The 22,394-nt window shown below is 71.5% G+C and carries 22 protein-coding genes; 4 read left to right on the top strand and 18 right to left on the bottom strand.

Features of this window, described 5'->3' with window-relative positions; genetic code table 11:
* Window positions 1-116: 116 nt before the first annotated feature.
* Together D1J63_RS29655 and D1J63_RS29650 are read left to right on the top strand one after the other, a co-directional pair.
* Window positions 117-1,022, top strand: a complete 906-nt coding sequence (locus D1J63_RS29655; protein WP_125635905.1) for a 5'-3' exonuclease — start codon at window positions 117-119, stop codon at window positions 1,020-1,022.
* A 105-nt stretch (window positions 1,023-1,127) separates the two neighbouring features.
* A complete protein-coding gene (locus D1J63_RS29650) occupies window positions 1,128-1,970 on the top strand; it encodes a siderophore-interacting protein (protein ID WP_125633068.1) in 843 nt (280 codons plus the stop codon).
* 198 nt (window positions 1,971-2,168) lie between these two features.
* Here the strand turns inward: D1J63_RS29650 and D1J63_RS29645 are convergent, their stop codons facing one another.
* Window positions 2,169-2,750 (bottom strand): GNAT family N-acetyltransferase, encoded by a 582-nt coding sequence (locus D1J63_RS29645; protein WP_164713030.1) that lies wholly within the window; start codon window positions 2,748-2,750, stop codon window positions 2,169-2,171.
* Window positions 2,751-2,857: 107 nt separating this feature from the next.
* Here D1J63_RS29645 and D1J63_RS29640 point away from each other — a divergent pair, with 107 nt between their 5' ends.
* On the top strand, window positions 2,858-3,826 hold the full coding sequence (locus D1J63_RS29640) for an RluA family pseudouridine synthase (protein WP_125633064.1): 969 nt from the start codon (window positions 2,858-2,860) through the stop codon (window positions 3,824-3,826).
* Here the strand turns inward: D1J63_RS29640 and D1J63_RS29635 are convergent.
* From D1J63_RS29635 to D1J63_RS29560, 16 genes are all read right to left on the bottom strand, one after another.
* Window positions 3,820-5,316 (bottom strand): cytochrome P450, encoded by a 1,497-nt coding sequence (locus D1J63_RS29635; RefSeq protein WP_125633062.1) that lies wholly within the window; start codon window positions 5,314-5,316, stop codon window positions 3,820-3,822. The genes D1J63_RS29640 and D1J63_RS29635 overlap by 7 nt on opposite strands.
* Before the next feature lie 68 nt (window positions 5,317-5,384).
* Complete coding sequence (locus tag D1J63_RS29630; RefSeq protein WP_061445651.1) at window positions 5,385-6,005, bottom strand: ATP/GTP-binding protein; 621 nt, start codon at window positions 6,003-6,005, stop codon at window positions 5,385-5,387.
* A complete protein-coding gene (locus D1J63_RS29625; RefSeq protein ID WP_125633060.1) occupies window positions 5,986-6,402 on the bottom strand; it encodes a DUF742 domain-containing protein in 417 nt (138 codons plus the stop codon). Before D1J63_RS29625 ends, D1J63_RS29630 begins: the two co-directional genes overlap by 20 nt.
* A complete protein-coding gene (locus tag D1J63_RS29620; protein ID WP_003977197.1) occupies window positions 6,399-6,806 on the bottom strand; it encodes a roadblock/LC7 domain-containing protein in 408 nt (135 codons plus the stop codon). The genes D1J63_RS29625 and D1J63_RS29620 overlap by 4 nt, the downstream gene beginning before the upstream one ends.
* Window positions 6,803-8,422 carry an ATP-binding protein gene (locus D1J63_RS29615; protein WP_125633058.1) on the bottom strand — a complete coding sequence of 540 codons (1,620 nt, stop codon included), beginning with the start codon at window positions 8,420-8,422 and terminating at the stop codon, window positions 6,803-6,805. The genes D1J63_RS29620 and D1J63_RS29615 overlap by 4 nt, the downstream gene beginning before the upstream one ends.
* 369 nt (window positions 8,423-8,791) lie before the next feature.
* Entirely contained in the window at window positions 8,792-11,644 is a 2,853-nt protein-coding gene (locus tag D1J63_RS29610) for a DEAD/DEAH box helicase (protein WP_125633056.1), read from the bottom strand.
* 97 nt (window positions 11,645-11,741) lie between these two features.
* Entirely contained in the window at window positions 11,742-12,692 is a 951-nt protein-coding gene (gene tatC / locus D1J63_RS29605) for a twin-arginine translocase subunit TatC (protein ID WP_102930519.1), read from the bottom strand.
* Between the two features lie 47 nt (window positions 12,693-12,739).
* Window positions 12,740-13,027, bottom strand: coding sequence for a Sec-independent protein translocase subunit TatA (gene tatA / locus D1J63_RS29600; protein ID WP_102930518.1), 288 nt, complete (start codon window positions 13,025-13,027; stop codon window positions 12,740-12,742).
* 278 nt (window positions 13,028-13,305) lie between these two features.
* Window positions 13,306-13,500, bottom strand: a complete 195-nt coding sequence (locus D1J63_RS29595) for a hypothetical protein (RefSeq protein ID WP_052837748.1) — start codon at window positions 13,498-13,500, stop codon at window positions 13,306-13,308.
* Between the two features lie 197 nt (window positions 13,501-13,697).
* Entirely contained in the window at window positions 13,698-13,958 is a 261-nt protein-coding gene (locus D1J63_RS29590; RefSeq protein ID WP_061445645.1) for a hypothetical protein, read from the bottom strand.
* Window positions 13,959-14,014: 56 nt separating this feature from the next.
* Entirely contained in the window at window positions 14,015-15,103 is a 1,089-nt protein-coding gene (locus tag D1J63_RS29585) for a WYL domain-containing protein (protein WP_125633054.1), read from the bottom strand.
* An 18-nt stretch (window positions 15,104-15,121) separates the two neighbouring features.
* Window positions 15,122-16,075 carry a WYL domain-containing protein gene (locus tag D1J63_RS29580; RefSeq protein WP_102932331.1) on the bottom strand — a complete coding sequence of 318 codons (954 nt, stop codon included), beginning with the start codon at window positions 16,073-16,075 and terminating at the stop codon, window positions 15,122-15,124.
* Between the two features lie 137 nt (window positions 16,076-16,212).
* Window positions 16,213-16,584 (bottom strand): FKBP-type peptidyl-prolyl cis-trans isomerase, encoded by a 372-nt coding sequence (locus D1J63_RS29575; protein ID WP_102932332.1) that lies wholly within the window; start codon window positions 16,582-16,584, stop codon window positions 16,213-16,215.
* A gap of 58 nt (window positions 16,585-16,642) precedes the next feature.
* Window positions 16,643-17,641, bottom strand: coding sequence for an FKBP-type peptidyl-prolyl cis-trans isomerase (locus tag D1J63_RS29570; RefSeq protein WP_125633052.1), 999 nt, complete (start codon window positions 17,639-17,641; stop codon window positions 16,643-16,645).
* 151 nt (window positions 17,642-17,792) lie between these two features.
* The gene (pafA, locus tag D1J63_RS29565) at window positions 17,793-19,154 is read right to left on the bottom strand and encodes a Pup--protein ligase (RefSeq protein WP_061445640.1); all 1,362 of its coding nucleotides are present in this window, start codon (window positions 19,152-19,154) and stop codon (window positions 17,793-17,795) included.
* Window positions 19,155-19,163: 9 nt separating this feature from the next.
* On the bottom strand, window positions 19,164-20,423 hold the full coding sequence (locus D1J63_RS29560) for an MFS transporter (protein ID WP_102932334.1): 1,260 nt from the start codon (window positions 20,421-20,423) through the stop codon (window positions 19,164-19,166).
* A gap of 114 nt (window positions 20,424-20,537) precedes the next feature.
* Between D1J63_RS29560 and D1J63_RS29555 the strand changes: the two genes are divergently transcribed.
* A complete protein-coding gene (locus tag D1J63_RS29555; RefSeq protein ID WP_164713029.1) occupies window positions 20,538-21,548 on the top strand; it encodes a LacI family DNA-binding transcriptional regulator in 1,011 nt (336 codons plus the stop codon).
* Between the two features lie 9 nt (window positions 21,549-21,557).
* On the opposite strand, the gene prcA is transcribed toward D1J63_RS29555, so the two are convergent.
* A complete protein-coding gene (gene prcA, locus D1J63_RS29550) occupies window positions 21,558-22,334 on the bottom strand; it encodes a proteasome subunit alpha (RefSeq protein ID WP_125633048.1) in 777 nt (258 codons plus the stop codon).
* Window positions 22,335-22,394: the final 60 nt, after the last annotated feature.

The following is a 22,394-nucleotide window of genomic DNA, read 5'->3' as shown; positions in this document are numbered from 1 at the left end:
GCTGCGCGCCTGCCCCGATGCTTATGCGCCAAACATTTAAGTGAGCCAGTTCACACGTCCTCCCCGGCCCGCCCGCATGACCTGCGGCATGATTGCGAGGCGTGACCGGACGACTCATGCTTCTCGACACCGCTTCCCTCTACTTCCGCGCCTACTTCGGCGTGCCGGACTCGGTGAAGGCGCCCGACGGCACGCCGGTGAACGCCGTGCGCGGGCTGCTGGACTTCATCGACCGCCTGGTGAAGGACCACCGCCCCGACCACCTGGTGGCCTGCATGGACGCCGACTGGCGCCCGTACTGGCGGGTGGAGCTGATCCCCTCCTACAAGGCGCACCGGGTGGCCCAGGAGCGCCCGGCGGGCCCCGACGAGGAGGAGGTGCCCGACACGCTGTCCCCGCAGGTGCCGGTCATCGAGGCCGTCCTGGACGCGCTCGGCATCGCCCGCGTCGGCGTGGCCGGGTACGAGGCGGACGACGTCATCGGCACCTACACGGCCCGGGCCGCGGGCCCGGTCGACATCGTCACCGGCGACCGGGACCTCTACCAGCTCGTCGACGACGCCCGCGGCGTGCGCGTGCTCTACCCCGTCAAGGGAGTGGGCACGCTCAACCTCGTCGACGAGGCCGCGCTGCGCGAGAAGTACGGCGTCGACGGCAGCGGCTACGCCGATCTGGCGCTGCTGCGCGGCGACCCGAGCGACGGTCTGCCCGGGGTGCCCGGCGTCGGGGAGAAGACGGCGGCCAAGCTGCTGGCCGAGTTCGGGGACCTGGCCGGGATCCGGGCCGCCGTGGACGACCCGAAGGCGAAGCTGACGCCCACGCAGCGCAGGCGGCTCACCGAGGCCGGGCCGTATCTCGAGGTCGCCCCGAAGGTCGTACGGGTGGCGGACGACGTCCCGCTGCCGGACGCCGACACGGCGCTTCCGCACGGCCCGCGCGACGCCGGGGCGCTGGAGGAGCTGGCCGCCCGCTGGGGGCTCGGCGGGTCGCTGCAGCGGCTGCTGACCACGCTGAGTGCCTGAACCGTGCGGCGCGGGCACCCGTTCCCCGGGCGTCTGACGCAGCCGGGATGCTAGCTTAGGCATACCTAACTCGGGGAATCGCACGCAGGGAACAGGGAGGCCGTCATGGCAGACCGTCCGGCACGCAAGCCGCGCAAGCCGCACACCGCGCAGGTCGTCCGCACCGAGCGGCTGACCCCGCACATGCAGCGCGTGGTGCTCGGCGGCGAGGGACTGGCCGCGTTCTCGGCGGACACCTGTACCGACCACTACGTGAAGCTGCTGTTCCCCTCCGGGGGCGCCACCTACCCGGAGCCCTTCGACATGGAGCGGATCCGCGAGGAGTTCCCGCGGGAGCAGTGGCCGGTGACCCGGACGTACACCGTGCGCCACTGGGACGCCGAGCACCGGGAGATGACGCTGGACTTCGTCGTCCACGGCGACGAGGGTCTCGCCGGGCCCTGGGCCAAGCGGGTGCGGCCGGGCGAGCGCATCCACTTCATGGGCCCGGGCGGTGCCTACGCCCCCGACCCGGCCGCCGACTGGCATCTGCTCGCCGGTGACGAGAGCGCGCTGCCCGCGATCGCCCGTTCCCTGGAGGCGCTGCCGGACGGTGCCCGCGCGTTCGCCTTCGTCGAGGTCGAGGGGCCGGAGGAGGAGCAGAAGATCGACTCCGACGTGGAGGTGGTCTGGCTGCACCGCGCGGGGCGCCCGGTCGGGCAGGCCCTGGTCGAGGCCGTGCGCGCGCTGGAGTTCCCGGAGGGCCGGGTGCACGCGTTCGTCCACGGCGAGGCGGCCTGCGTGAAGGAACTGCGCCGGTACCTGCGGGTGGAGCGCGAGATCCCCCGCGAGGACCTGTCGATCTCCGGCTACTGGCGGCTCGGTCACAACGAGGACGGCTGGCAGGCCTCCAAGCGCGAGTGGAACGCCCGCATCGAGGCGGAACAGGAGGGCCCGGCGGCGGCCTAGCATCCCTCTCCCTGCCCTTCCCTCCGCGCTCGCGCCGTCAATCGCCGCGCACGCGTGCGGGCAGGTGCGTGTCGTCGCGGCCAGCGGGGTGGAGCAGCGCGCTGCGCCCGGTGGCCGCGAGTGCGGAGTTCAGCGCCCGCGCCGGGCACCCCGCCTGCCGGGACGCCCGGTTCGGTCCGGGGTCACGGTCCCTCTCGATCAATCGCCGCGCACGCGTGCGTGCAGGTGCATGTCGTGCCAGCCGTCGGGGTGGAGCAGGGCGCTGCGCTTGGTGCCCTCCAGGGCGAAGCCGGCCTTCTGCGCCACTCGGCACGAGGCCTCGTTGGCCACCGCGTGGGAGAGTTCCAGGCGCTGGAAGCCGATCTCGTCCAGGGCCCAGCGGGCGAGGGTGCGCGTGGCCCGCGCGGCGACGCCTCGGCCGCGGGCGCCCGCCGTCGTCCAGTAGGCGACCTCCGCCACTCCGTCGCCGAGCAGCACCTGCCGCAGGGCGACCCGGCCGAGCAGCCGGTCGTCGGCCGCGTCGGCGACCGCCCACTGGACGTTGCTCTCCCGGTCCCACGCCTGCTGCCACTCGGCGATCCAGCCCCGTACCTCCTCCTCGGAGTCGGCGGCGCGGATGTGCCACTGGTGCATCACCGGGTCCTGGAAGGCCGCGTGCACGGCGGGCGCGTCCTCGGCGCGCCACGGGCGCAGCAGCAGCCCGTCGCCGGTGGGGATCGTGGGCTGCGGGGTGCGGGACAGGGTGCCGGCGGGGAGGACCGGGCGGTTCAGGTAGGGCATGGGCGGCATCCTGCCAACGGGGGCGGGCGGCGGCCCAGCGGTTTTCCCGGACCACGACTTCCGCCTCGGCCCACCGCCGCAGGTCCCCGCCTCGTACGCTGGCGGTGATGAGACGCCGTACCCCTCCCCCGCCCTCGCCCCTGCCGCAGCGCGACGGCATCGACGCGGTGCGGGTGCGGCTGCCCGCGGACGGGCCGTGGTCCACGGTGCGGGAGCACCTGGTGGAGCGGCTGTCGGGTGCGGGCGCCGGCGTGGTCGACGGCATGTTCGACGCCGGGGCGTTCGTCGGTGCGGACGGGCGCCCCGTGGCGGGCGACGCGCCGTACGAGCCGGGCATGTTCGTGTGGTTCCACCGCGAGCTGCCCGCCGAGGTGCCGGTGCCCTTCCCGCTGGAGGTCGTGTACCGCGACGAGCACGTCGTCGTCGTGGACAAGCCGCACTTCCTGGCCACCACTCCGCGCGGCGGTCACGTCACGCAGACCGCGCTGGCACGGCTGCGCCGGGAGCTGGGCCTCCCGCAGCTCGGCGCCGCGCACCGGCTGGACCGGCTCACGGCGGGGCTGGTGCTGTTCACCGTGCGCCCGGAGGAACGCGGCGCCTACCAGAGGCTGTTCGCCGACCGGCGGGTGGGCAAGGAGTACGAGGCCGTCGCCCCGTACGATCCCTCGCTCGCCCTCCCCCGGACGGTCCGCAGCCGGATCCTGAAGGAGCGCGGGGTGCTCGCCGCCCGCGAGGTGGACGGCGAGCCGAACGCCGTGACCCGCGTCGAGCTGCTCGCCCGCCGGCCGGAACGGGGGCTCGCCCGGTACCGGCTGGTGCCCGGCACCGGTCAGACCCACCAGCTGCGCGTGCACATGAGCGCGCTCGGCGTGCCGATCCTCGGCGACCCCCTCTACCCCGAGGTGGCCGCCCCCGTGCCGGCCGGTGATTTCCGACGCCCGCTGCAACTGCTCGCGCGGGAGCTGGCGTTCACCGATCCCGTCACGGGGCGCGAGCACCGCTTCCGCAGCGGCCGGTCGCTCGGCGCCTGGACGGCGTACCAGGACTGGGCCGCGTACGGCGACGGGCGTCAGTAGCCGCGCCACCAGCGCAGGAAGCGCTGCCAGGCGCCGCGGGGAGGCTGCTGTTCCGCGGTCGGTACCTGCTGGGGCGCGGCGGCCGTCACCGACACGGGCTGCGGCGGGTACGACGGCAGCGGCGGCTGCGTGCGCTGTTCCGGCTTCGGCATGCCGACGTGCCAGGGGGCGCGCCGTTCCGGGACGGGGGCGTGGCTCGGCTGCTGCCTGATGTCCTGCTGTGCCCTGGGTTCGAAGCGCACCGGCAGTTCCACCAGGTGCCGCGACGCGATGGAGGACCGCCACCGCAGTTCGTCCTCGTCGCAGTCGAGCCGGACGTCGGGCAGCCGCATCAGCAGCGCGTCGATGCCGGCGTCGGCGATGGCCCGCCCGATGTCCTGCCCGGGGCACTCGTGCGGGCCGCCGCCGAAGGCGAGGTGGGCGCGGTTGCCCATCATGTCCGCGCTCAGGTCCGGGCGGATGCGCGGATCGACGTTGCCCGGCGCGATGCCGAGCAGCAGGCCGTCGCCGGCGCGGATGCGCTGGCCGCCGAGTTCCGTCTCCTGCTTGGCGAAGTAGGCGAAGACGGTGCTGAACGGCGGCTCGTCCCACAGGGACTGCTCGACTGCCTGGGGCACCGTCATCTGCCCGCCGCTGAGCTGGGCGCGGAAGCCCGGGTCGGTGAGGACCACGCGCAGCACGTTGGAGATCAGGTTGACGGTCGCCTCGTAGGCGGCCAGAAGGACCACCCGCAGGTGTTCGCGGACCTCGTCGTCGGTGAGTCCGGCCGGGTGGGTGACGAGGCGGCCGGCGATGTCGTCGGCCGGGGCGGCCCGGCGGGCGGCGGTGAGCCGGCCCAGTGCCTCCATGACGTAGGCGTGGCTGGCGATCGCCGTCTCGGTGCCCTTGAGGGTGTCGCGGGCGGCCTCCACCAGCCGGTCGCTGTACTCCTCGGGCATGCCGAGGAGATGGCACATCACGCCCATCGGCAGGTGTTCGGCGAACTGGCCGACCAGGTCGGCGCGGCCCTCCTCGCAGAACCGGTTGACGACGCGCTGGGTGTAGCGCTTGATGTGCCGGCGCAGCTCCCGGAAGTCGAGGTCGGACATGGCGCTGGTGACCGCGCCGCGCAGCCGCTTGTGCTCGTCGCCCTCGGCGTGGGAGCAGATGGGCTGCCACGCGATGTGCGGCATCAGCGGGTGGTCGGGCTTGACCATGCCCTCGTTCAGCGGGGTCCAGATCCGGCTGTCGCGGCAGAACTGGGAGGGGGTGCTGACCATGTGCAGGTTCTCGGCGTGCCCGAGGACCACCCACATGGGTACGTCGTCGTGGAGCAGCGCGGGCGCCACCGGCCCGTGCTTTTCGCGCAGCTTCTCGTAGAGCTCCTGCAGGTCGTCGGCCTCGTGCAGCCGGTGCAGTCCGCCCGGCCCGAGGCCGTGCGCGGGGCAGCCGGGCGGGGGTTCGAGCAGGGGTTCGCCCGTTCCGGTCGGGGCGTGGCGTTCAGGCGTCACAGTCTCGCTCCGCAGCAAAAGATGTGGATCACGTCAAATAAGTGGAGGGTGTCGGCGGGGCGCGCCGGTCAGGTCAGCGCGCCCTTCATGGCGAGGGCGTGCAGGAAGCGCATCAGGGTCATCAGCACGTCCCGGCTGGAGGCCCGGCGCCGCACGTCGCAGTCGAGGATGGGGATCTCCTCGGGCAGGTCGAGCGCGGTGCGCAGCTCCGCCATGGGGTAACGGGGCGCGTCGGGGAAGGTGTTGACGGCGACCACGAAGGGCACGCCGCGCTCCTCCAGGCGTCCCATGACGTCGAAGCTGACCTCCAGGCGGCGGGTGTCGACGAGGACGACCGCGCCGAGGGCGCCCTCGAACAGGCCGTTCCACAGGAACCAGAAGCGTTCCTGGCCGGGCGTGCCGAAGAGGTACAGCACCAGTTCGTCGGTGATGCTGATGCGGCCGAAGTCCATGGCGACGGTGGTGGCCGTCTTGGAGGCGGAGCCGTAGTTGTCGTCGACGCCGATGCCGGCCTGGGTCATGGTCTCCTCGGTGGTCAGCGGTCTGATCTCGCTGACCGAGCCGACCATCGTGGTCTTGCCGACCCCGAAGCCGCCCACGATGACGATCTTCACGGCGGCCTCGGCGGTGTGGGGCAGCCGGTCCTCGGTGCGTGGGCCCGGGATCGTGTCAGAGCTTTTGAAGTCCATGCATCACCGCTTCGAGGAGGTTTCGGTCGGCGACCTTCTGGCGGACGATCGGGGCGCGGGCCTGCACCAGCTCCTTCGCCAGCAGGTCGGTGAGCAGCACGGTCACCACGCTGAACGGCAGGCCCAGGTAGGCCGACAGCTCGGCTGTGGACAGGGGGGCCGCGCACAGCCGCAGCAGGGCGGCCTGCTCCGGGGTGGCGGAGACCGGGGGGTCGGCGCGGGCCACGATCAGGGTGACGAGGTCGATGTCGGCGCGTTCGCCGCCCCCTTCGCCGCCGATGACGAAGAGCCGCTCGGGGTTGCGGAGTTCGCCCTCCTTGGCCGGTGCGCCGTCGGGGGCCGGCGCGGCGGGGCCGTCCGGCCCGGGGGTTCGCCTCTGGCGCTGGGGAGGAGTCATACGGTCTGCCCGTTGCGCCGTGCGGGACTGGTGAGGTGGGGTCCGATCCGGGCGACCAGGTCGGCCATGCTCAGGCCCATCCGGCCGGGTTCGCAGCGGACGTCGGAGAGGACGGCGAGGTAGGCGTTGGGGCCTGCGGCCATCAGGTAGAAGTAGCCGCCGTTCATCTCGATGAGCACCATCTTCATGTCGCCGTCGCTGGTGGGGATCTCCTGGCTGACGGCGCTGGCGAGGCTCTGCAGTCCGGCGCAGGCTGCGGCGACGCGGTCGGCGGCGTCGGGGTCGCCGGAGTAGCGGGCGATGCGCAGGCCGTCGGCGGAGAGCACCACGATCATCTCGATGCCCGGGACGCCGTCGTAGAGGTCCCGGAGCATCCAGTCGAACTTGCCTTGCTGCTCGATCACTTGAGGTTCCCCTCGTCGTCTGCCGGGGCGTGGGCCGGCTCGCTGCTGCTGGACTGCTGGTGGGTGGTGCCCGGGTGCTGCTTGAGGCCCTCCCAGAAGGCGCCGATGAAGTGACCCGGCGGCAGGCCGCCCTGGTCCTTGTCCTGTTGGGGCTCCGGGTCCGCGGGCGCCGGGATGCCGTTGCGGGCGCGTTCCGCCGCCTGGCGGGCCTCGCGTTCGGCGTCCTCCCGCTCCCAGGCCGCCTGCTCGGCGAGGCGCTGGCTGAGCGGCATCTTGACCCGGCTGCGGCGCTGTGGCAGGCCGCCCGCCGTCCATTCGGTCACCTCGGGGACGTCGTCCTCCAGGGAGACGGTGGCGGGGATCCGCGGGCTGGTGGGGCGGCGCTTCTTGGGCTTGCGCTGCGGTCCGGGCAGGGCGTCGGGGCCGGGGGTGGGGATGGAGGTGGCGCCGATGCCGTGGGCGAGGCCGACGCCCGGCTCGGTGGTCATCATCTTGCTGGGCACGATGAGGATGGCGCGGACGCCGCCGTACGCGGAGGCGCGCAGCGAGACGTCCATGCCGAACTGCGTGCACAGCCGTCCGACCACGGACAGGCCCAGGCGCGGGTGCTGGGCGAGGTCCTGCACGTCGGTGCCGCGTTTGGCCTGTTCGAGCAGGCCCTCGATGCGGCCGCGGGACTCCTCGCTGAGGCTGACGCCGGCGTCCTCGATCTCGATGCACACACCGCTCTGCACCTCGGTCGCGGTGACGTGCACCTTGGCCGCGGGCGGCGAGTAGCGGGTGGCGTTGTCGAGGAGTTCCGCGGCGGCGTGGATGACCGGTTCGACCGCGGTGCCCTTGATGTTGACCTTGGCGATGGAGGCCAGGTTGATCCGGCGGTACTCCAGGATCCGGGACATGGCGCCGCGCAGCACGCTGTAGAGGGCGACCGGCTCGGGCCACTGGCGTCCGGGCCGGCCGCCGCCGATGACGGAGATGGAGTCGGCGAGGCGGCCGATCAGGGAGGTGCCGTGGTCGATGCGCAGGAGGTCGTCGAAGACCTCGGGGTTGCGCCCGTGGTCCTCCTCCATCTCGCGGAGTTCCTTCTGCTGCTGGTGGACGATCGCCTGGACGCGGCGGGCGATGTCGACGAAGGAACGCTCGGCGGACTCGCGCATGGAGTCCTCGTGGTCGACGATCTCGCAGACCATCCGGATCAGCTCGCGCTGGGGCTCGCCCAGTTCCGGGTAGGAGGGGTCGACCTCGCCGAGGCGGTTCATCACCTCGCGGGGTGTGGCGCCCCGGCGCATGAAGTGCAGGACGTTCGGGATGACCTCGGCGCCGAGGCGGACCATCTCGTCGTGGTGGCCCGCGGCCCGGTGTTCCAGATACGCGCTGTGACGGGCGTGCTCGGCGCGCAGGGTCCGCAGCATGCGGCCGCGGCGTACGGCTTCGGCGGCCGCGACGAGCACCAGGACGATGGCGAGGCCGCCGCACAGGCCGACGGCGAGCCGGGCCGGTTCCGTCACGAGGGCGACGGCGGCCCCGGTGGCCGCGGCCATCAGTATGGCCGGCAGCAACAGCACGCGCGCGTAGGGAAGTTCGCGGCGACCTGGAGGGGAATCAACACTCACCATGTAGGCCCTCTGAAAACGAATAGGCGGGGATGGGGATGCTTGCGGCGGGGTATGTCTGGGAGTTGTCGGGATCTTCGGCGCATTGGGAACAAGCGCGCGATTACACCTCAACTCGGTGCGCTGCGGGCGAGCTTAGTCCGGTGGGATCATCGCTGTGTCATATTCGGCAAGCACCTGAAACGGGCCCGGGGACTGGAGTATGGTCGGGCCCATTTGCACGCCGGGGAGTCGTTCGAACACATGGAGTAGCGCCCTCAAGGTGTACGAAAATCACTCACCGTGATGAGCGAAGGGGCCGCCCGGGGCGGCCGGGAACGCGTGCGGCCCGGCGGGGATTCCCGCCGGGCCTGTGGGGTGTCGGGGCCGGGGTCAGCCCACGGACGAGTAGGCGACCACTCCGCGCAGCAGCTCGTCGACGGCCTTGCGCGCGTTCTTCGGGACGGTGGAGCCCGCGCCGGGCGCGGCGGCCGCGATCTGGCCGAGGACGTCGATGACCTGCTTGCACCAGCGCACGAAGTCACCGGCCGGCATCTCCGCCTCGCGCAGCACCTCGTCCAGCCCCTTGCCGGACGCCCACATGTACGCCGCCCAGGCGAAGCCGAGGTCGGGTTCGCGCTGGCCCACGCCCTCGGTCTGGCTGATCCGGAAGTCCTCCTCCAGGGCGTCGAGCCGGCCCCAGATCCGGACCGTCTCGCCGAGCGCGGCCTTCGCCTTGCCCGAGGGCACCTTCGGCGCCATCGCCTCGTCGGCGGCCCGGGACTCGTAGACCAGCGCGGAGACGCAGGCGGCCAGCTCGGCCGGGGACAGCCCCTCCCACACGCCCTCGCGCAGGCACTCGCTGGCGAGAAGGTCCAGCTCGCCGTAGAGCCGCGCGAGGCGCTTGCCGTGCTCGGTGACCTCGTCGCCGCGCAGGTAGTCCAGCTCGGTCAGCAGCGCCACGATCCGGTCGAAGGTGCGGGCGATGGTGTTGGTCCGGCCCTCGATCCTGCGCTCCAGCTGCGAGGTGTCGCGCAGCAGCCGGTGGTAGCGCTCGGCCCAGCGGGCGTGGTCCTCGCGGTCGTCGCAGCCGTGGCAGGGGTGGGCGCGGATCGCCTTGCGCAGCCGGGCGATCTCCCGGTCGTCGGCGGCCTGGGAGCGCTTCTTGCGGGCCCGCTCCGGCGGGATGTGCCCGGCCTTGGTGCGCAGCGCGGAAGCGAGATCGCGGCGGGACTGCGGCGAGCGCGGGTTGAAGGACTTCGGGATCCGCATCCGGTCCAGCGCCTCGACGGGCACCGGGAAGTCGATCGATGCCAGCCGCTTGACCTGCCGCTCGGCGGTCAGCACCAGCGGGCGGGGCCCGTCGTGGTGGTCGAAGCCGCGGTGGCCGTTGGACCTCCCGGCGGGCAGCCCCGGGTCGAGGACGAGGGCGAGGCCCGCGTACTTGCCCGTGGGCACGTGGATGACGTCGCCCGGCTTCAGCTTCTCCAGCGCCACGGCCGCCTCGGCACGCCGCTGGTTGGCGCCCTGCCGGGCCAGCTCCTGCTCGCGGTCCTTCAGCTCGCGGCGCAGCCGGGCGTACGCGTCGAAGTCGCCGAGGTGGCAGGTCATGGAGGCCTTGTAGCCCTCCAGGCCCTCCTCGTTGCGCTGCACCTGGCGGGAGATGCCGACGACCGACTTGTCGGCCTGGAACTGCGCGAAGGACGTCTCCAGCAGCTCCCGCGAGCGGTGCCGGCCGAACTGCTCGACCAGGTTGACCGCCATGTTGTACGACGGCTTGAAGCTGGAGCGCAGCGGGTACGTGCGGGTACCGGCCAGTCCCGCGAGGTGTTCGGGGTTCATGCCGCGCTGCCACAGCACCACGGCGTGCCCCTCGACATCGATGCCGCGCCGGCCGGCCCGGCCGGTGAGCTGGGTGAACTCGCCGGGGGTGATGTCGGCGTGCTGCTCGCCGTTCCACTTGACGAGCTTCTCGAGGACGACCGAGCGGGCGGGCATGTTGATGCCGAGGGCGAGGGTCTCGGTCGCGAAGACGGCCTTGACCAGGCCGCGGACGAACAGCTCCTCGACGACCTCCTTGAAGGTGGGCAGCATGCCCGCGTGGTGGGCGGCGATGCCGCGCTCCAGCCCTTCCAGCCACTCGTAGTAGCCCAGGACGTGCAGGTCCTCGCGAGGGATGGAGGCGGTGCGCTCCTGGACCAGGGCCCGGACCTGCTCCCGGGCACCCTCGTCGTTGAGCCTGAGGCCTGCGTACAGGCACTGCTGGACGGCGGCCTCGCAGCCGGCCCGGCTGAAGATGAAGGTGATCGCGGGCAGCAGCCCCTCGGAGTCCAGCCGCTCGATGACCTCGGGCCTGCTCGGCGTCCAGATGCGCGAGCGCTGTCTGCGCTCCCGCTCCCGGTCGGCCTCCTTCATGGCGCGGCCACGCCTGCGGTCCTGGTAGGACGGGCGGCTCGCCTCCAGGCGCGCCATGCGCGTCAGGTCGGGGTTGACGGCCTTCTTGTGGCCCTCGGCCTCCTCGAACAGGTCGTACATGCGGCGGCCGGCCAGCACGTGCTGGAACAGCGGCACGGGCCGGTGCTCGGAGACGATCACCTGGGTGTCGCCGCGCACGGTGTCGAGCCAGTCGCCGAACTCCTCCGCGTTGGACACGGTCGCCGACAGTGACACCAGGGTCACCGACTCGGGCAGGTGGATGATCACCTCCTCCCAGACGGCGCCGCGGAAGCGGTCGGAGAGGTAGTGCACCTCGTCCATGACCACGTACCCGAGGCCGAGGAGGGTCTGCGAGCCCGCGTACAGCATGTTCCGCAGGACCTCGGTGGTCATGACGACCACCGGTGCCTCCGAGTTCACGCTGTTGTCGCCGGTGAGCAGGCCCACTTTGTCCGCGCCGTAGCGGCGGCACAGGTCGGCGTACTTCTGGTTGGACAGCGCCTTGATGGGCGTCGTGTAGAAGCACTTCCGGCCCTGCTGGAGGGCGAGGTGGACGGCGAACTCGCCGACGATCGTCTTGCCGGAGCCGGTGGGCGCGGCCACCAGCACGCCCTTGCCCGCCTCGAGCGCCTGACAGGCCTCGATCTGGAAGGGGTCGAGGCCGAAGTCGTACATCTCGCGGAAGGTGGCGAGCGCGGTGGCCTGCTCGACAGCGCGCTGACGGGCTGCCGCGTACCGCTCGGCCGGTGAGAGATCCTCTGTCATCGTGCTTTCGAGCGTACCGGGCCGCACTGACAACAGGACGATCATTATCCGGATCGGCCGTGCGGGGGGCCGCGGGGCGCGGTGGGGTCCTCGGGAGGTCCCGTGGGGGCGGCGACGCCTGCGGTCACCGCCCCGGCTTCCCTCAGGTCACGTCGTCGTACCCGTTGACCCGGTCCGTGGTGGCCTGCTCGGGCAGGGCGCGGGCGGTGGTCACGGCCTCGACCTCGCCGATGGCCTCGGGGGTGAGGTCCAGCTCGGACGCCTCGTCGTCGTCGGGCTCCAGGGCCTCGCGACGGGCCTTGCGGCGGTCGTTCAGCAGCGCGACGGTGACCGCGCCGAAGTACAGCACCCAGATCGGCCCGGCCAGCATGAGCATGGTCAGGGGGTCCGTGCTGGGCGTGGCGATGGCCGCGAACAGCGTGATCCCCATGATCATCGCGCGCCACCAGCCGAGCATCCGCTTGCCCGTGAGCACGCCGGTGAAGTTGAGCATCACCAGCAGCAGGGGCAGCTCGAAGGAGAGGCCGAAGACGAGCACCATGCGCGTGACGAGGTCGAGCAGTTCGTCCAGCGGCAGCAGGTTGTCGACGTCGTTCGGGGTGAACTCGATCAGCACCTTCGCCGAGGTGGGCAGCACCGCGTAGGCGAAGTAGGCGCCGACGAGGAACAGCGGGGCGCCGGTGGCGACGAACGCGTAGGCGTACTTCTTCTCGTTCCGGTGCAGGCCCGGGGCGACGAACGCCCACAGCTGGTAGAGCCAGACCGGCGAGGCCAGCACGACACCGGCCGTCAGGGACACCTTCAGCGCCAGGGTGAACGGGCCGAGCAGACCGTTGATGGTGATCTGCGCGCACGGCTCCGAGCCGGCCTTCGACTGGGCCAGCTCCGCGAACGACTTGTCGCAGCCGATCGACTCGAGGATCGGCTCGGTGAGGAGGTTGATGATCTCCTGATAGAAGAAGGCGGCGGCCACGGTGACGACGACGATGGCCAGCAACGCCTTCGCGAGCCGGTTGCGGAGCTCACGAAGGTGCTCCGCGAGCGGCATCCGCCCCTCGGGATCCTTCTCCTTGTTGCGGGCAGACTTCAGCAACCCACGTTCCCATCTCGTGCGGCGGGCCGGAGGTCACCGGCCCTGCGTCAGCGCTTGGTCGTGTCCGTCGGCTCGGTGACCGGCCGGGAGCTGGTCACGTCGCCGGGGGCGGCCTGGATGGTGCGCTGCGCCGCGGACTGCTCCGGGTTCGGCGGGTCGGCGGGGGCGGCCTCGTCGGACTTGCCCTCGCTCTTCATCGCCTTGGCCTCGCTCTTGAGGATGCGCGCCGACTTGCCGAGCGACCGCGCCATGTCCGGAAGCTTCTTCGCGCCGAACAGCAGGATGATGACGACGAGGATGAGAATGATCTCGGGGGCGCCGAGCCTTCCGAACATAAGTCTTTACCTTCTCACCGAGGCGGCTGGGTGGGGGTGCTGTCCGACCGGTCGGACAGGTGTCCGATCGATCGTGTTGTGCAGCGATCGTAACGCTCAGGGGTGAACGCGAGGCAATCCCCGTGCGTACTCCCGTCCGCGACCGGGCCTCGTTTTCCTGGCCGCGACCAGCAGCGTACCGTCCGAAACCCGTGAGGTGACAGGGCGAAGTGTCCCAAAACATAACTCACACCCGCCCGTCGGGGCACCGGAGCCGACCCGCGGTGGGGTTCACACGGTCACAAGGCGTCCACGGCACGGGCGGCGCTCTCGGTCGCCCGCTCCAGGTCCTCCGCGGCACGGCTGATCCGGCGGGCGGAGTCCGTCACCTGCCGGCCGAGGCGCTCGGCCTCCACGAACACCTTCACGGCGAACACCGCGAGGACGGCAAGACCCAGGAAACCCACGGCAACCGCGAACATCGGCCAGAACATGAGGTCGAGACTAGGGCCTGTCCGGCGGATCATGCCACAGACGCGGGGTCTGGCACGCACATCCGCGGCGTTGTCGTCGGTTGCCGACGCTCCGCGTCGACGCCCTCCTCCGCCTTGCGGCTGCACGCACCAGACCCCGCTCACCAGCGTCGACGAGTTGCCGCGTCTTTCCTGCGACCTGATCCGCCGGACAGGCCCTAGACGGTGGAGTGCAGCCGCAGCGTCCTGACCCCGCCGCCGGTGAGCAGCTCCACGACCCGCTCCCCGGCCGGCTTGCGCACGGCCGACCCGCAGTCGGGGCAGGTGAACGAGTAGAACGTGGTGCGGCTCGTGGCGCCGATCGCCAGGCGCAGGGCGCTCGCGGCGAGTTCGAACCGGCCCCGGCACTCCGGGCAGCCCGCCTTGAAGACGACCGGTGACACACGTCTCATGCCGGCGAACGCGGTCGCCGCCGTCATGCCCGGCCCGGACGGTCCGGGCGTCCCTGCTGGTCCCGTCGGTCCCAGGGGGTCGCTCACAGTGCTCGCTCCTGCCTGTCGTGCCGCCCGTCGACCGCCCCGGCGCCCCGGCGCGCACCGGCCCCGGCGACCGTCCCGGCGTCGCCGTGCTCCCCGGCCGCCTCCACGCCGTCGTACGCGGCCAGCGCCTCGCGGGCGGCCTGCCGGGCACTGTCGGCGAGCGCGGACGGGGAGACGATCCGCCCGTCGCGCCCGAGCCGCAGCGCCAGCCTCCGCAGGGAGGCCGGGTCGGGCGTGCGCAGGGTGATACGCAGGCCGCCGTCGGGAAGTTCATCCGCGCTGTCGTGCGGGTAGTACTCGGCCACCCAGCGCCCGCCCGGGCCGACCTCCACGACCACCTCGGGATCCTCGGCGGCCGGCTGCACCAGCCCCTCCGACAGGTCCCGCAGCTCCACCTCCGGCGGCGCGGACGGCTCGTCCAGGATGCGGATCTCGGCCACCCGGTCCAGCCGGAAGGTGCGCCGGGCCTCCGAGCGGCGGCACCACGCCTCCACGTAGGTGTGCCCGACGCTGACCAGCCGGATGGGGTCGATCTCCCGCTCGGTGACCTCGTCGCGGGCCGGCGAGTAGTAGCGGATCCACAGCCGGCGGCGCTCCGAGATGGCCCGGTCGACGTCGGCGAAGACACCGCCCTCGGACTCGAAGGTGACGGACAGGCGCGAGCTGGCGCCGGCGGCCTCCCCGGCGGAGGTCTCCACCTTCGCGGTCGCCCGCAGCAGCGCCTGCCGGTCGCTCTCGCGCAGCCCGGGCAGGGTCGCCACGGCCCGGGCTGCGACCAGCAGCGCGGTCGCCTCGTCGGCGGCCAGCCGCAGCGGCTCGGCGGCGTCCGCGCCCAGCGCGGCGGGATTGTGCCACCAGATGCGCTCGCCGTCGGTGTCGATGTCGAGGAGGTCGCCGCCGCGGAAGCTGGTGCCGCACATCGGAAGCACGTCGAGGTCGGAGACCAGCTCGTCCTCGGTGATGCCGAAGGCACGCGCCACGTCCTCGATGCGGGCCCCGGGGCGCTCGCGCAGATACGTCACCAGGGACAGCATCCGACGTGTCTGGTCGATGGCGTTCACGGGCCTGACCGGTTTGCCTGCCACTGTGTTGTCCGCTCCCCCTCAGCCCTTGGCGACGGCACGCAGCCGGTCCACCACGTCCGCACGCAACTCCGCCGGCTCCAGCACCACCACGTCCGGCCCGAACTCCACCAGCCAGGCGTCCAGGCCGTGCCCGTACGGAATCTCCAACTCGTCCCAGCCGTCACCGAGTTCCCGCACCCCGGTGGCCTTCGCCCGAAGGGGGTACCCCGCGCCCGTGCGCAGCCGGATCAGCGCGGAACGGTCGGCGGTCTCCCCCGCCCAGCCGGCGACCGTCTCCCGCACGGTGACGACGTCCGGCACCGGTGCGGTGAACCGCGCGCCGCGCGAGCGCACCTTCCCCGTGATCCGCGACAGCCGGAACACCCGCTCCGCACCCCGGTCGCGGTCGAAACCCGCCAGGTACCAGTGGCCGCGCCAGCACTCCAGCGCCCACGGCTCCACATGCCGGGACTCGGGGTGGGCGGCGTTCGCCTTGCGGTAGTCGAAAACGACCGGCCGGCGGTCGCGGCAGGCCAGCATCAGCGGCTCGAAGGCCGCCTCGTGCACCGGGATACGGGGCTCCAGCGCACCGTGCGCCTCGTACGGGTCGACGTCCTCGGGCAGCCCGGCCGCCCGCAGCTTCTGCAGCGCGCCACTCGCGGCCCCGGCGAGCCGCGCCTGCTGCCACACCTTCGCGGCCAGCCCCAGGGCGGCGGCCTCCTCGGCGTCCAGGGTGATGGGCGGCAGCCGGTTGCTGTCCCGGCGGGCCAGGTAGCCGATCTCGCCGTCCAGGCTCTCCACGGTCTCGATGACCAGTCCGAGTTCGCGCAGGTCGTCCTTGTCACGCTCGAACATGCGGTTGAAGGAGTCGTCGGAGCCCGCCTCGAGGTAGGCCTCGACCGACTCGCGCAGCTCGCGCTTGCTGAGTGGCCGCCGTGTCCCGAGCAGACACAGCGCCAGGTTCATCAGCCGCTCGGCCTTGGCAATGGCCATCGACGCCCTTCTCCCTATGGTGCTTACGACGGATGACCGTACCGCCCCGCGGCGGCGCGGCAAAAGCCGAGGGCCCATGCCCGGACAGGCATGGACCCCAGGTGACCGGCTCTGATCGCCGTCCGTTCGGACTTCGATCAGACTCCGAGCAGATCGACCACGAAGATCAGCGTCGAGCCGGGCGGGATCGCCGGGGTGGGGCTCTGGTCGCCATAGGCGAGGTGCGCGGGGATGGTCAGCTGGCGGCGGCCGCCGACCTTCATGCCCTGCACGCCCCGGTCCCAGCCGGCGATGACGCGGCCGCCGCCGAGCGGGAAGCGGAACGGCGTACCGCGGTTCCAGCTGGCGTCGAACTCCTCGCCCGTGCTGAAGGTCACGCCCACGTAGTGCACGGTCACGGTCTGACCGGCCTCGGCAACCGGGCCGTCGCCCTCCCAGATGTCCTTGATCTCGAGGTCCGCCGGGGGCTCGCCGCCCGGGAAGTCGACCTCGGGCTTGTCGATGCTCACGTGTTCAGCTCCTGCTTGTCTGCGGAAAGGCAACGCCCAAGTCTTACATCCCCGGACATCACATCTTCGCGAGGATGTCCACGGAGAAGACCAGCGTGGAGTCCTTCTCGATACCGCTGCCCTCCGGCGGATTGTCCCCGTAGCCCAGGTCCGGCGGGACGACGATGAGGACGCGGCTGCCGACCTTCTTGCCGGTCAGCCCCTGCGACCAGCCCTTGACGACCTGCTGCAGCGAGAACGACGTCAGCTGCTTGCGGGCGTACGTGGAGTCGAACTCCTTGCCGCCGTCCCACAGCACACCCTTGTACTGCACGAGCACACTGTCCTGGGCACCGACCTCGGCGCCGTCCCCCTCCAGGACGTACTCCGCGACGAGCTTCTTCGGCGCGTCGGCCTTCGGCACCTCGATGGAGGGCGCCTTGCCGTCGGTGTTGGTGCCGACCTTGGGCAGGGCCGCGTCGTCCTGCGGGACCTTCTTGCCCTGGGCGCTGCTCCTGGCGTTGAAGGTGTCCTGGACGTCGACCACGAACACCAGCGTGTCGTCGCCCTTGATGCCCGCCTGCTCGTTGCCCTGCTCGCCGTACCCCCAGGTGGGCGGAACGGAGAACTCGACGCGGCTGCCGGTCTTCTTGCCGGTGAGCGCGTACCGCCAGCCGTCGATGATGCTGCCCTGGGCGAGCTGGATGACGAGCGGGGTCTTGCGGTCGTAGGAGTTGTCGAAGACCTTCGCGCTCTGCCAGATCTGGCCCAGGTAGTGCGCCGCGATGAAGTCGCCCTCCGCGACGGCCTTGCCGCCGCCCGCGACGACCGTCTTGACCGCGAGGTCCTTGGAGGGCTCGCCGCTGCCCTTGGCCACGGTCGGCTTCTCGCCGAACTTCGTCCCCGCGGTGATCGCCGGCAGCGGACCGTCGACGATCTTCGGCGGCGGCGCGGAGCCGGCCGACGCCTGCGGAGACGCGCTGTCGCTCGCGTCGCTCGATGAGCCGGAGTCGTCACCGCAGGCGGCGAGCGTGACCAGTCCCGCGGGGACGGCGATGAGGAGGGAACGTCGGCGCACGGTGGGGGCCTCGTATCGGTGTCGGGTCGGTCCTGATGGCTGGCGTGCGCGCAACTCTACGGCGTGAGAAGGGCACCGTACGGCTAACGTACGGTGCCCGTGTGGCGTTCCGCCCTTTCGTGCGGAAAGCCCGGCTCTCACCCCGGCGGGGTCACATCCCGGCGATCAGCTTCTCCACCCGGTCGTCCACCGAACGGAACGGGTCCTTGCACAACACGGTGCGCTGCGCCTGGTCGTTGAGCTTGAGATGGACCCAGTCGACCGTGAAGTCCCGGCGCTGCTCCTGGGCCCGCCGGATGAAGTCGCCGCGCAGCCGGGCCCGAGTGGTCTGCGGCGGGACGGACTTGCCCTCGAAGATCTTCAAGTCGTTGGCGACCCGGGCGGCCTGGCCCTTCTTCTCGAGCAGGTAGTACAGCCCACGACGACGGTGGATGTCGTGGTAGGCGAGGTCTATCTGCGCGACCCGCGGATGCGACATGGTCATGTTGTGCTTGGCCCGGTACCGCTCCAGGAGCTTGTACTTCATGACCCAGTCGATCTCGGTGTCGATGCGGTCCAGGTCCTCTGCCTCGATCGCCTCCAGCGTGCGGCCCCACAGCTCCAGCACCCGCTCCACCGTGCCGGTGCGGATACCGCGGCGGTCGACGAAGTCGACGGCCTTCTCGTAGTACTCCCGCTGCACCTCCAGCGCGGACGCCTCCCGGCCACTGGCCAGGCGCACCTTGCGCCGCCCGGTGATGTCGTGGCTGACCTCGCGGATCGCCCGGATCGGGTTCTCCAGCGTCAGGTCCCGCATCACCGTGCCCGCCTCGATCATGCGCAGCACCAGGTCGGTCGCACCGACCTTGAGCAGCATCGTCGTCTCCGACATGTTCGAGTCGCCCACGATGACGTGCAGCCGCCGGTAGCGCTCCGCGTCGGCGTGCGGCTCGTCACGCGTGTTGATGATCGGCCGGGACCGGGTCGTCGCCGAGGAGACGCCCTCCCAGATGTGCTCCGCCCGCTGACTGACGCAGTACACCGCACCGCGCGGCGTCTGCAGCACCTTGCCGGCACCACAGAGCAACTGCCTCGTCACCAGGAACGGAATCAGGATGTCCGCCAGCCGCGAAAACTCCCCGTGCCGGGCCACGAGATAATTCTCGTGACAACCGTACGAGTTGCCCGCGGAGTCGGTGTTGTTCTTGAAGAGGTAGACGTCGCCCGCGATTCCCTCCTCGTGCAGGCGTCGTTCGGCGTCCACCAGGAGTCCTTCGAGAATGCGCTCGCCCGCCTTGTCGTGGGTGACGAGTTCGGTCACGTTGTCACACTCGGGTGTCGCGTATTCCGGATGTGATCCCACGTCGAGATACAGGCGGGCGCCATTGCGCAGAAAGACGTTGCTGCTGCGGCCCCATGACACGACACGGCGGAAGAGGTAGCGCGCCACCTCGTCAGGCGACAGGCGGCGCTGTCCCCTGAACGTGCACGTGACGCCGTACTCGTTCTCCAGCCCGAAAATGCGGCGGTCCATGACTGAACATTACGCCTGATGACCCGAACTGAAACGGGGTTCGACGGCACGGTTTGGATCATTTTCCGATGAAGCCGCAACCACCGCTCCCCGCACCGGAGCTGCGAGGACCCGCCCGGTGCACGCCAGCACCAGCAGCGAGACACACCCCGCCGCCCCCGGCACCGCGAAACCCCACAGCGCCCCGCCGTACTCCACGACGGGCCCCGCCAGCCCCGTACCCACCGAGGCACCCACCGTGAACGTCGTCACCAGCCACGAGAACGCCTCCGTCACCGTCCCCCTCGGCGCGTGCACATCCACCAGGACGAACGCACACGCGATGCACGGCGCCAGGAACACCCCCGCCACGACCGTCAGCAGCACCATGGCCACCGCGCCCGGCATCAGCATCAACGGCAGGTAACAGACCGCCAGCAGGGCCACCAGCACCCGCAGTCGCCGCGCCGGCTCACCCGCCCACCGCCGCGCCCCGTACACCACGCCCCCGACCAGCGCACCCAGCCCCAGCGCCGCCATCAGCCACCCGTACACGGCGTCACCACCGTGCTCGTCCGCGTACGGCACCGAGGCCACCGTGATCGACCCGAGCGCCATCCCGATGAACAGGAAGGCCCCCAGCAGCGCCAGCAGCCCGCCCGACCGCAACGCACCCAGCCAGTGCGCCTCCCGCGGCGCCGACCGCCACGCCCGCGAAGGCGGCGACACGACCACGGACAGCGCGCCCAGCACACCGATGCCGTTCAGCACCAGCAGGGCCGCCTGCGGCGACCACAGCGACACGCACACCGTCACCAGCAGCGGCCCGACGGTGAACATGACCTCCTGCGCCACGGCGTCCATCGCGTACGCCGTATGCACCTGATCCTCCTTGCCCAGCACACTCGGCCACAGCGCCCGCAGCCCGCCCTCCAGCGGCGGCGTGAACAGCCCCGCCGCCCCCACGGCCGCATACGCGAGCACGGCCGCCCCGGTACCCGCGAAGGCGAACACGGCCATCGCCAGCGCCGACAGCACCGCCGCCGGCAACTGCACCCGCGGCTGCCCGTGCAGGTCCACCAGCCGCCCCAGCACCGGCTGCCCCACGGCGTTCGCGACGCCGTACACCGCCGCCAGCGCCCCCGCCAGGCTGTACGAACCGCCCTCGGCCCGCACGAACAGCACGATCGCGATCGCCGCGGTCGCGTTGGGCAACCGCCCGACCAGCGTGCCGGCCAGCAGCCGTACGGCATGCCGCGCCCGGAGAATGTCCAGATACCCGGCGACCACGACGCACCTCCCCGTCCTCGATCAAGCAGGCGTCAACAAGTGTTACGTATAACTTCCGCTGTCATACGTACCATGTCGCCTGTTCAGCAGTCCAGACGAAAGCGCAGGCGAACGGTGGCACGAGGCAGCACCCGCCCCACGAGCCGGGACGTCGCCCAGGCCGCCGGCGTCTCCCAGGCAGCCGTCTCCCTGGTCCTCGGCGACAAATGGCGCGGACGCGTCTCCGAACCCACGGCCCAGCGCGTCCGCGACGCCGCACTCGAACTGGGCTACCGCCCCAATCTCGCCGCACGGAACCTGCGTCTCGGCCGCACCCGCACCGTCCTGCTCGTCGTCCCCGCCCTCACCACGGAATTCTTCGCCGAGGTCTACACGGGCGCCGCACGCGTCGCCGCCCAACACGGCTTCGGAGTCGTCCTCTACCCCTCACCCGAAGGCGTCGGCCCCGCCCGCGACCCCTTCGCCTCCGCACAGGCCGCACTCGACGGCGTCATCGCCTCCTCCATGGCCGCCGACGCCCTCACCGCCATCCGCGGCGACCAGCTCCCCCTGGTCATGCTCGACAGCGACCCCGAGGGCAGCCTCGGCGCCGCCACGGTCAACCTCGACATCGCCGACGGCATCCGCCAGGTCACCGAGCACCTGCTGAGCCTGGGCCACCGCAGCTTCCTCCACCTCGCCGCCGACATCCCCTCCTGGACCTTCGAGGTACGCGCCCGCGAACTGGCCTCACGGCTCGACGCCGCCCCCGGCACCCTGCTGCGCACGATCAGGGCGCCCATCTCGATCGAGGGCGCCCTGGAGGCCACGGAAGCCGCCCTCGCCGCACCCGGGCCCCGGCCCACGGCACTCGTCTGCGACGACGACAAACTGGCGGCCGGCGCCTACAAGGCCATCCGCCGCGCCGGACTCCGCGTCCCCGACGACCTCTCCGTCACCGGCCTCGACGACCTCGGCCTCGCCACCGCCATCGACCCCGAACTCACCACCGTCCGCCTCGACGCGGAAGCCTTCGGCGAACGAGGCATGCGAGCCCTGCTCGCGGTACTGGAAGGCAGGCCCCCCGAGAAGGGGGACCTGCCGGTCAGCCTGGTGGTACGGGGATCAACGGCCCCGCCCCGGTGAGGTGCGCGCCTACTCCTCGTCCGCCCCGGAGCCGGAGCCGGAGTCGGCCTCGGACCCGCCCTGCGCGGAGGCTTCACCCGCGCCCGCGCCCGATTCCAGCAGCCGCGACAACTGGCCACCCACGAGACGCTTGAACTTGCGCTGCTGCGGACGCGTCCGGTCCAGCACCGCGACCTCCAGCCGCTCCGCCGGAATCTCCCGCTCACTCCCATTGGTGTCGCGGGACAGCGCCTGCACCGCCAGCTTCAGCGCCTCGGCCAGCGTCATGCCGTCCCGGTGCCGCTGGTCCAGATACCCGCTGATCTGCTCCGCGTTGCCCCCGACCGCAACCGAGCCGTGCTCGTCCACGATCGAACCGTCGTGCGGCAACCGGTAGATCTGGTCGTTCTCCGGGCTGTCACCGACCTCCGCGACGACCAGCTCCACCTCGTACGGCTTCTCGGCCTGGCTGGAGAAGATCGTGCCCAGCGTCTGGGCGTACACGTTGGCCAGACCGCGCGCCGTCACATCGTCACGGTCATAGGTGTAACCCCGCAGGTCGGCGTAGCGCACGCCACCGATCCGCAGGTTCTCGTACTCGTTGTACTTGCCGGCGGCCGCGAAGCCGATCCGGTCGTAGATCTCGCTGAACTTGTGCAGCGCACGGGACGGATTCTCACCGACGAACACGATGCCGTCGGCGTACTGCAGCACCACCAGGCTGCGGCCACGCGCGATGCCCTTGCGGGCGTACTCCGCCCGGTCGGCCATCGCCTGCTGAGGAGATACATAGAACGGCGTCGACACCGGTTATCCGTCCCTTCCTGTCGAAATCACTGGACCACCTGACAACACGAGGACCGCTCC

Origin of the sequence: Streptomyces sp. KPB2 (assembly GCF_003950055.1) — a bacterium.
GTDB classification, from domain to species: Bacteria; Actinomycetota; Actinomycetes; order Streptomycetales; family Streptomycetaceae; genus Streptomyces; species Streptomyces salinarius.
This window is presented reverse-complemented; position numbering and strand designations above follow the sequence as displayed.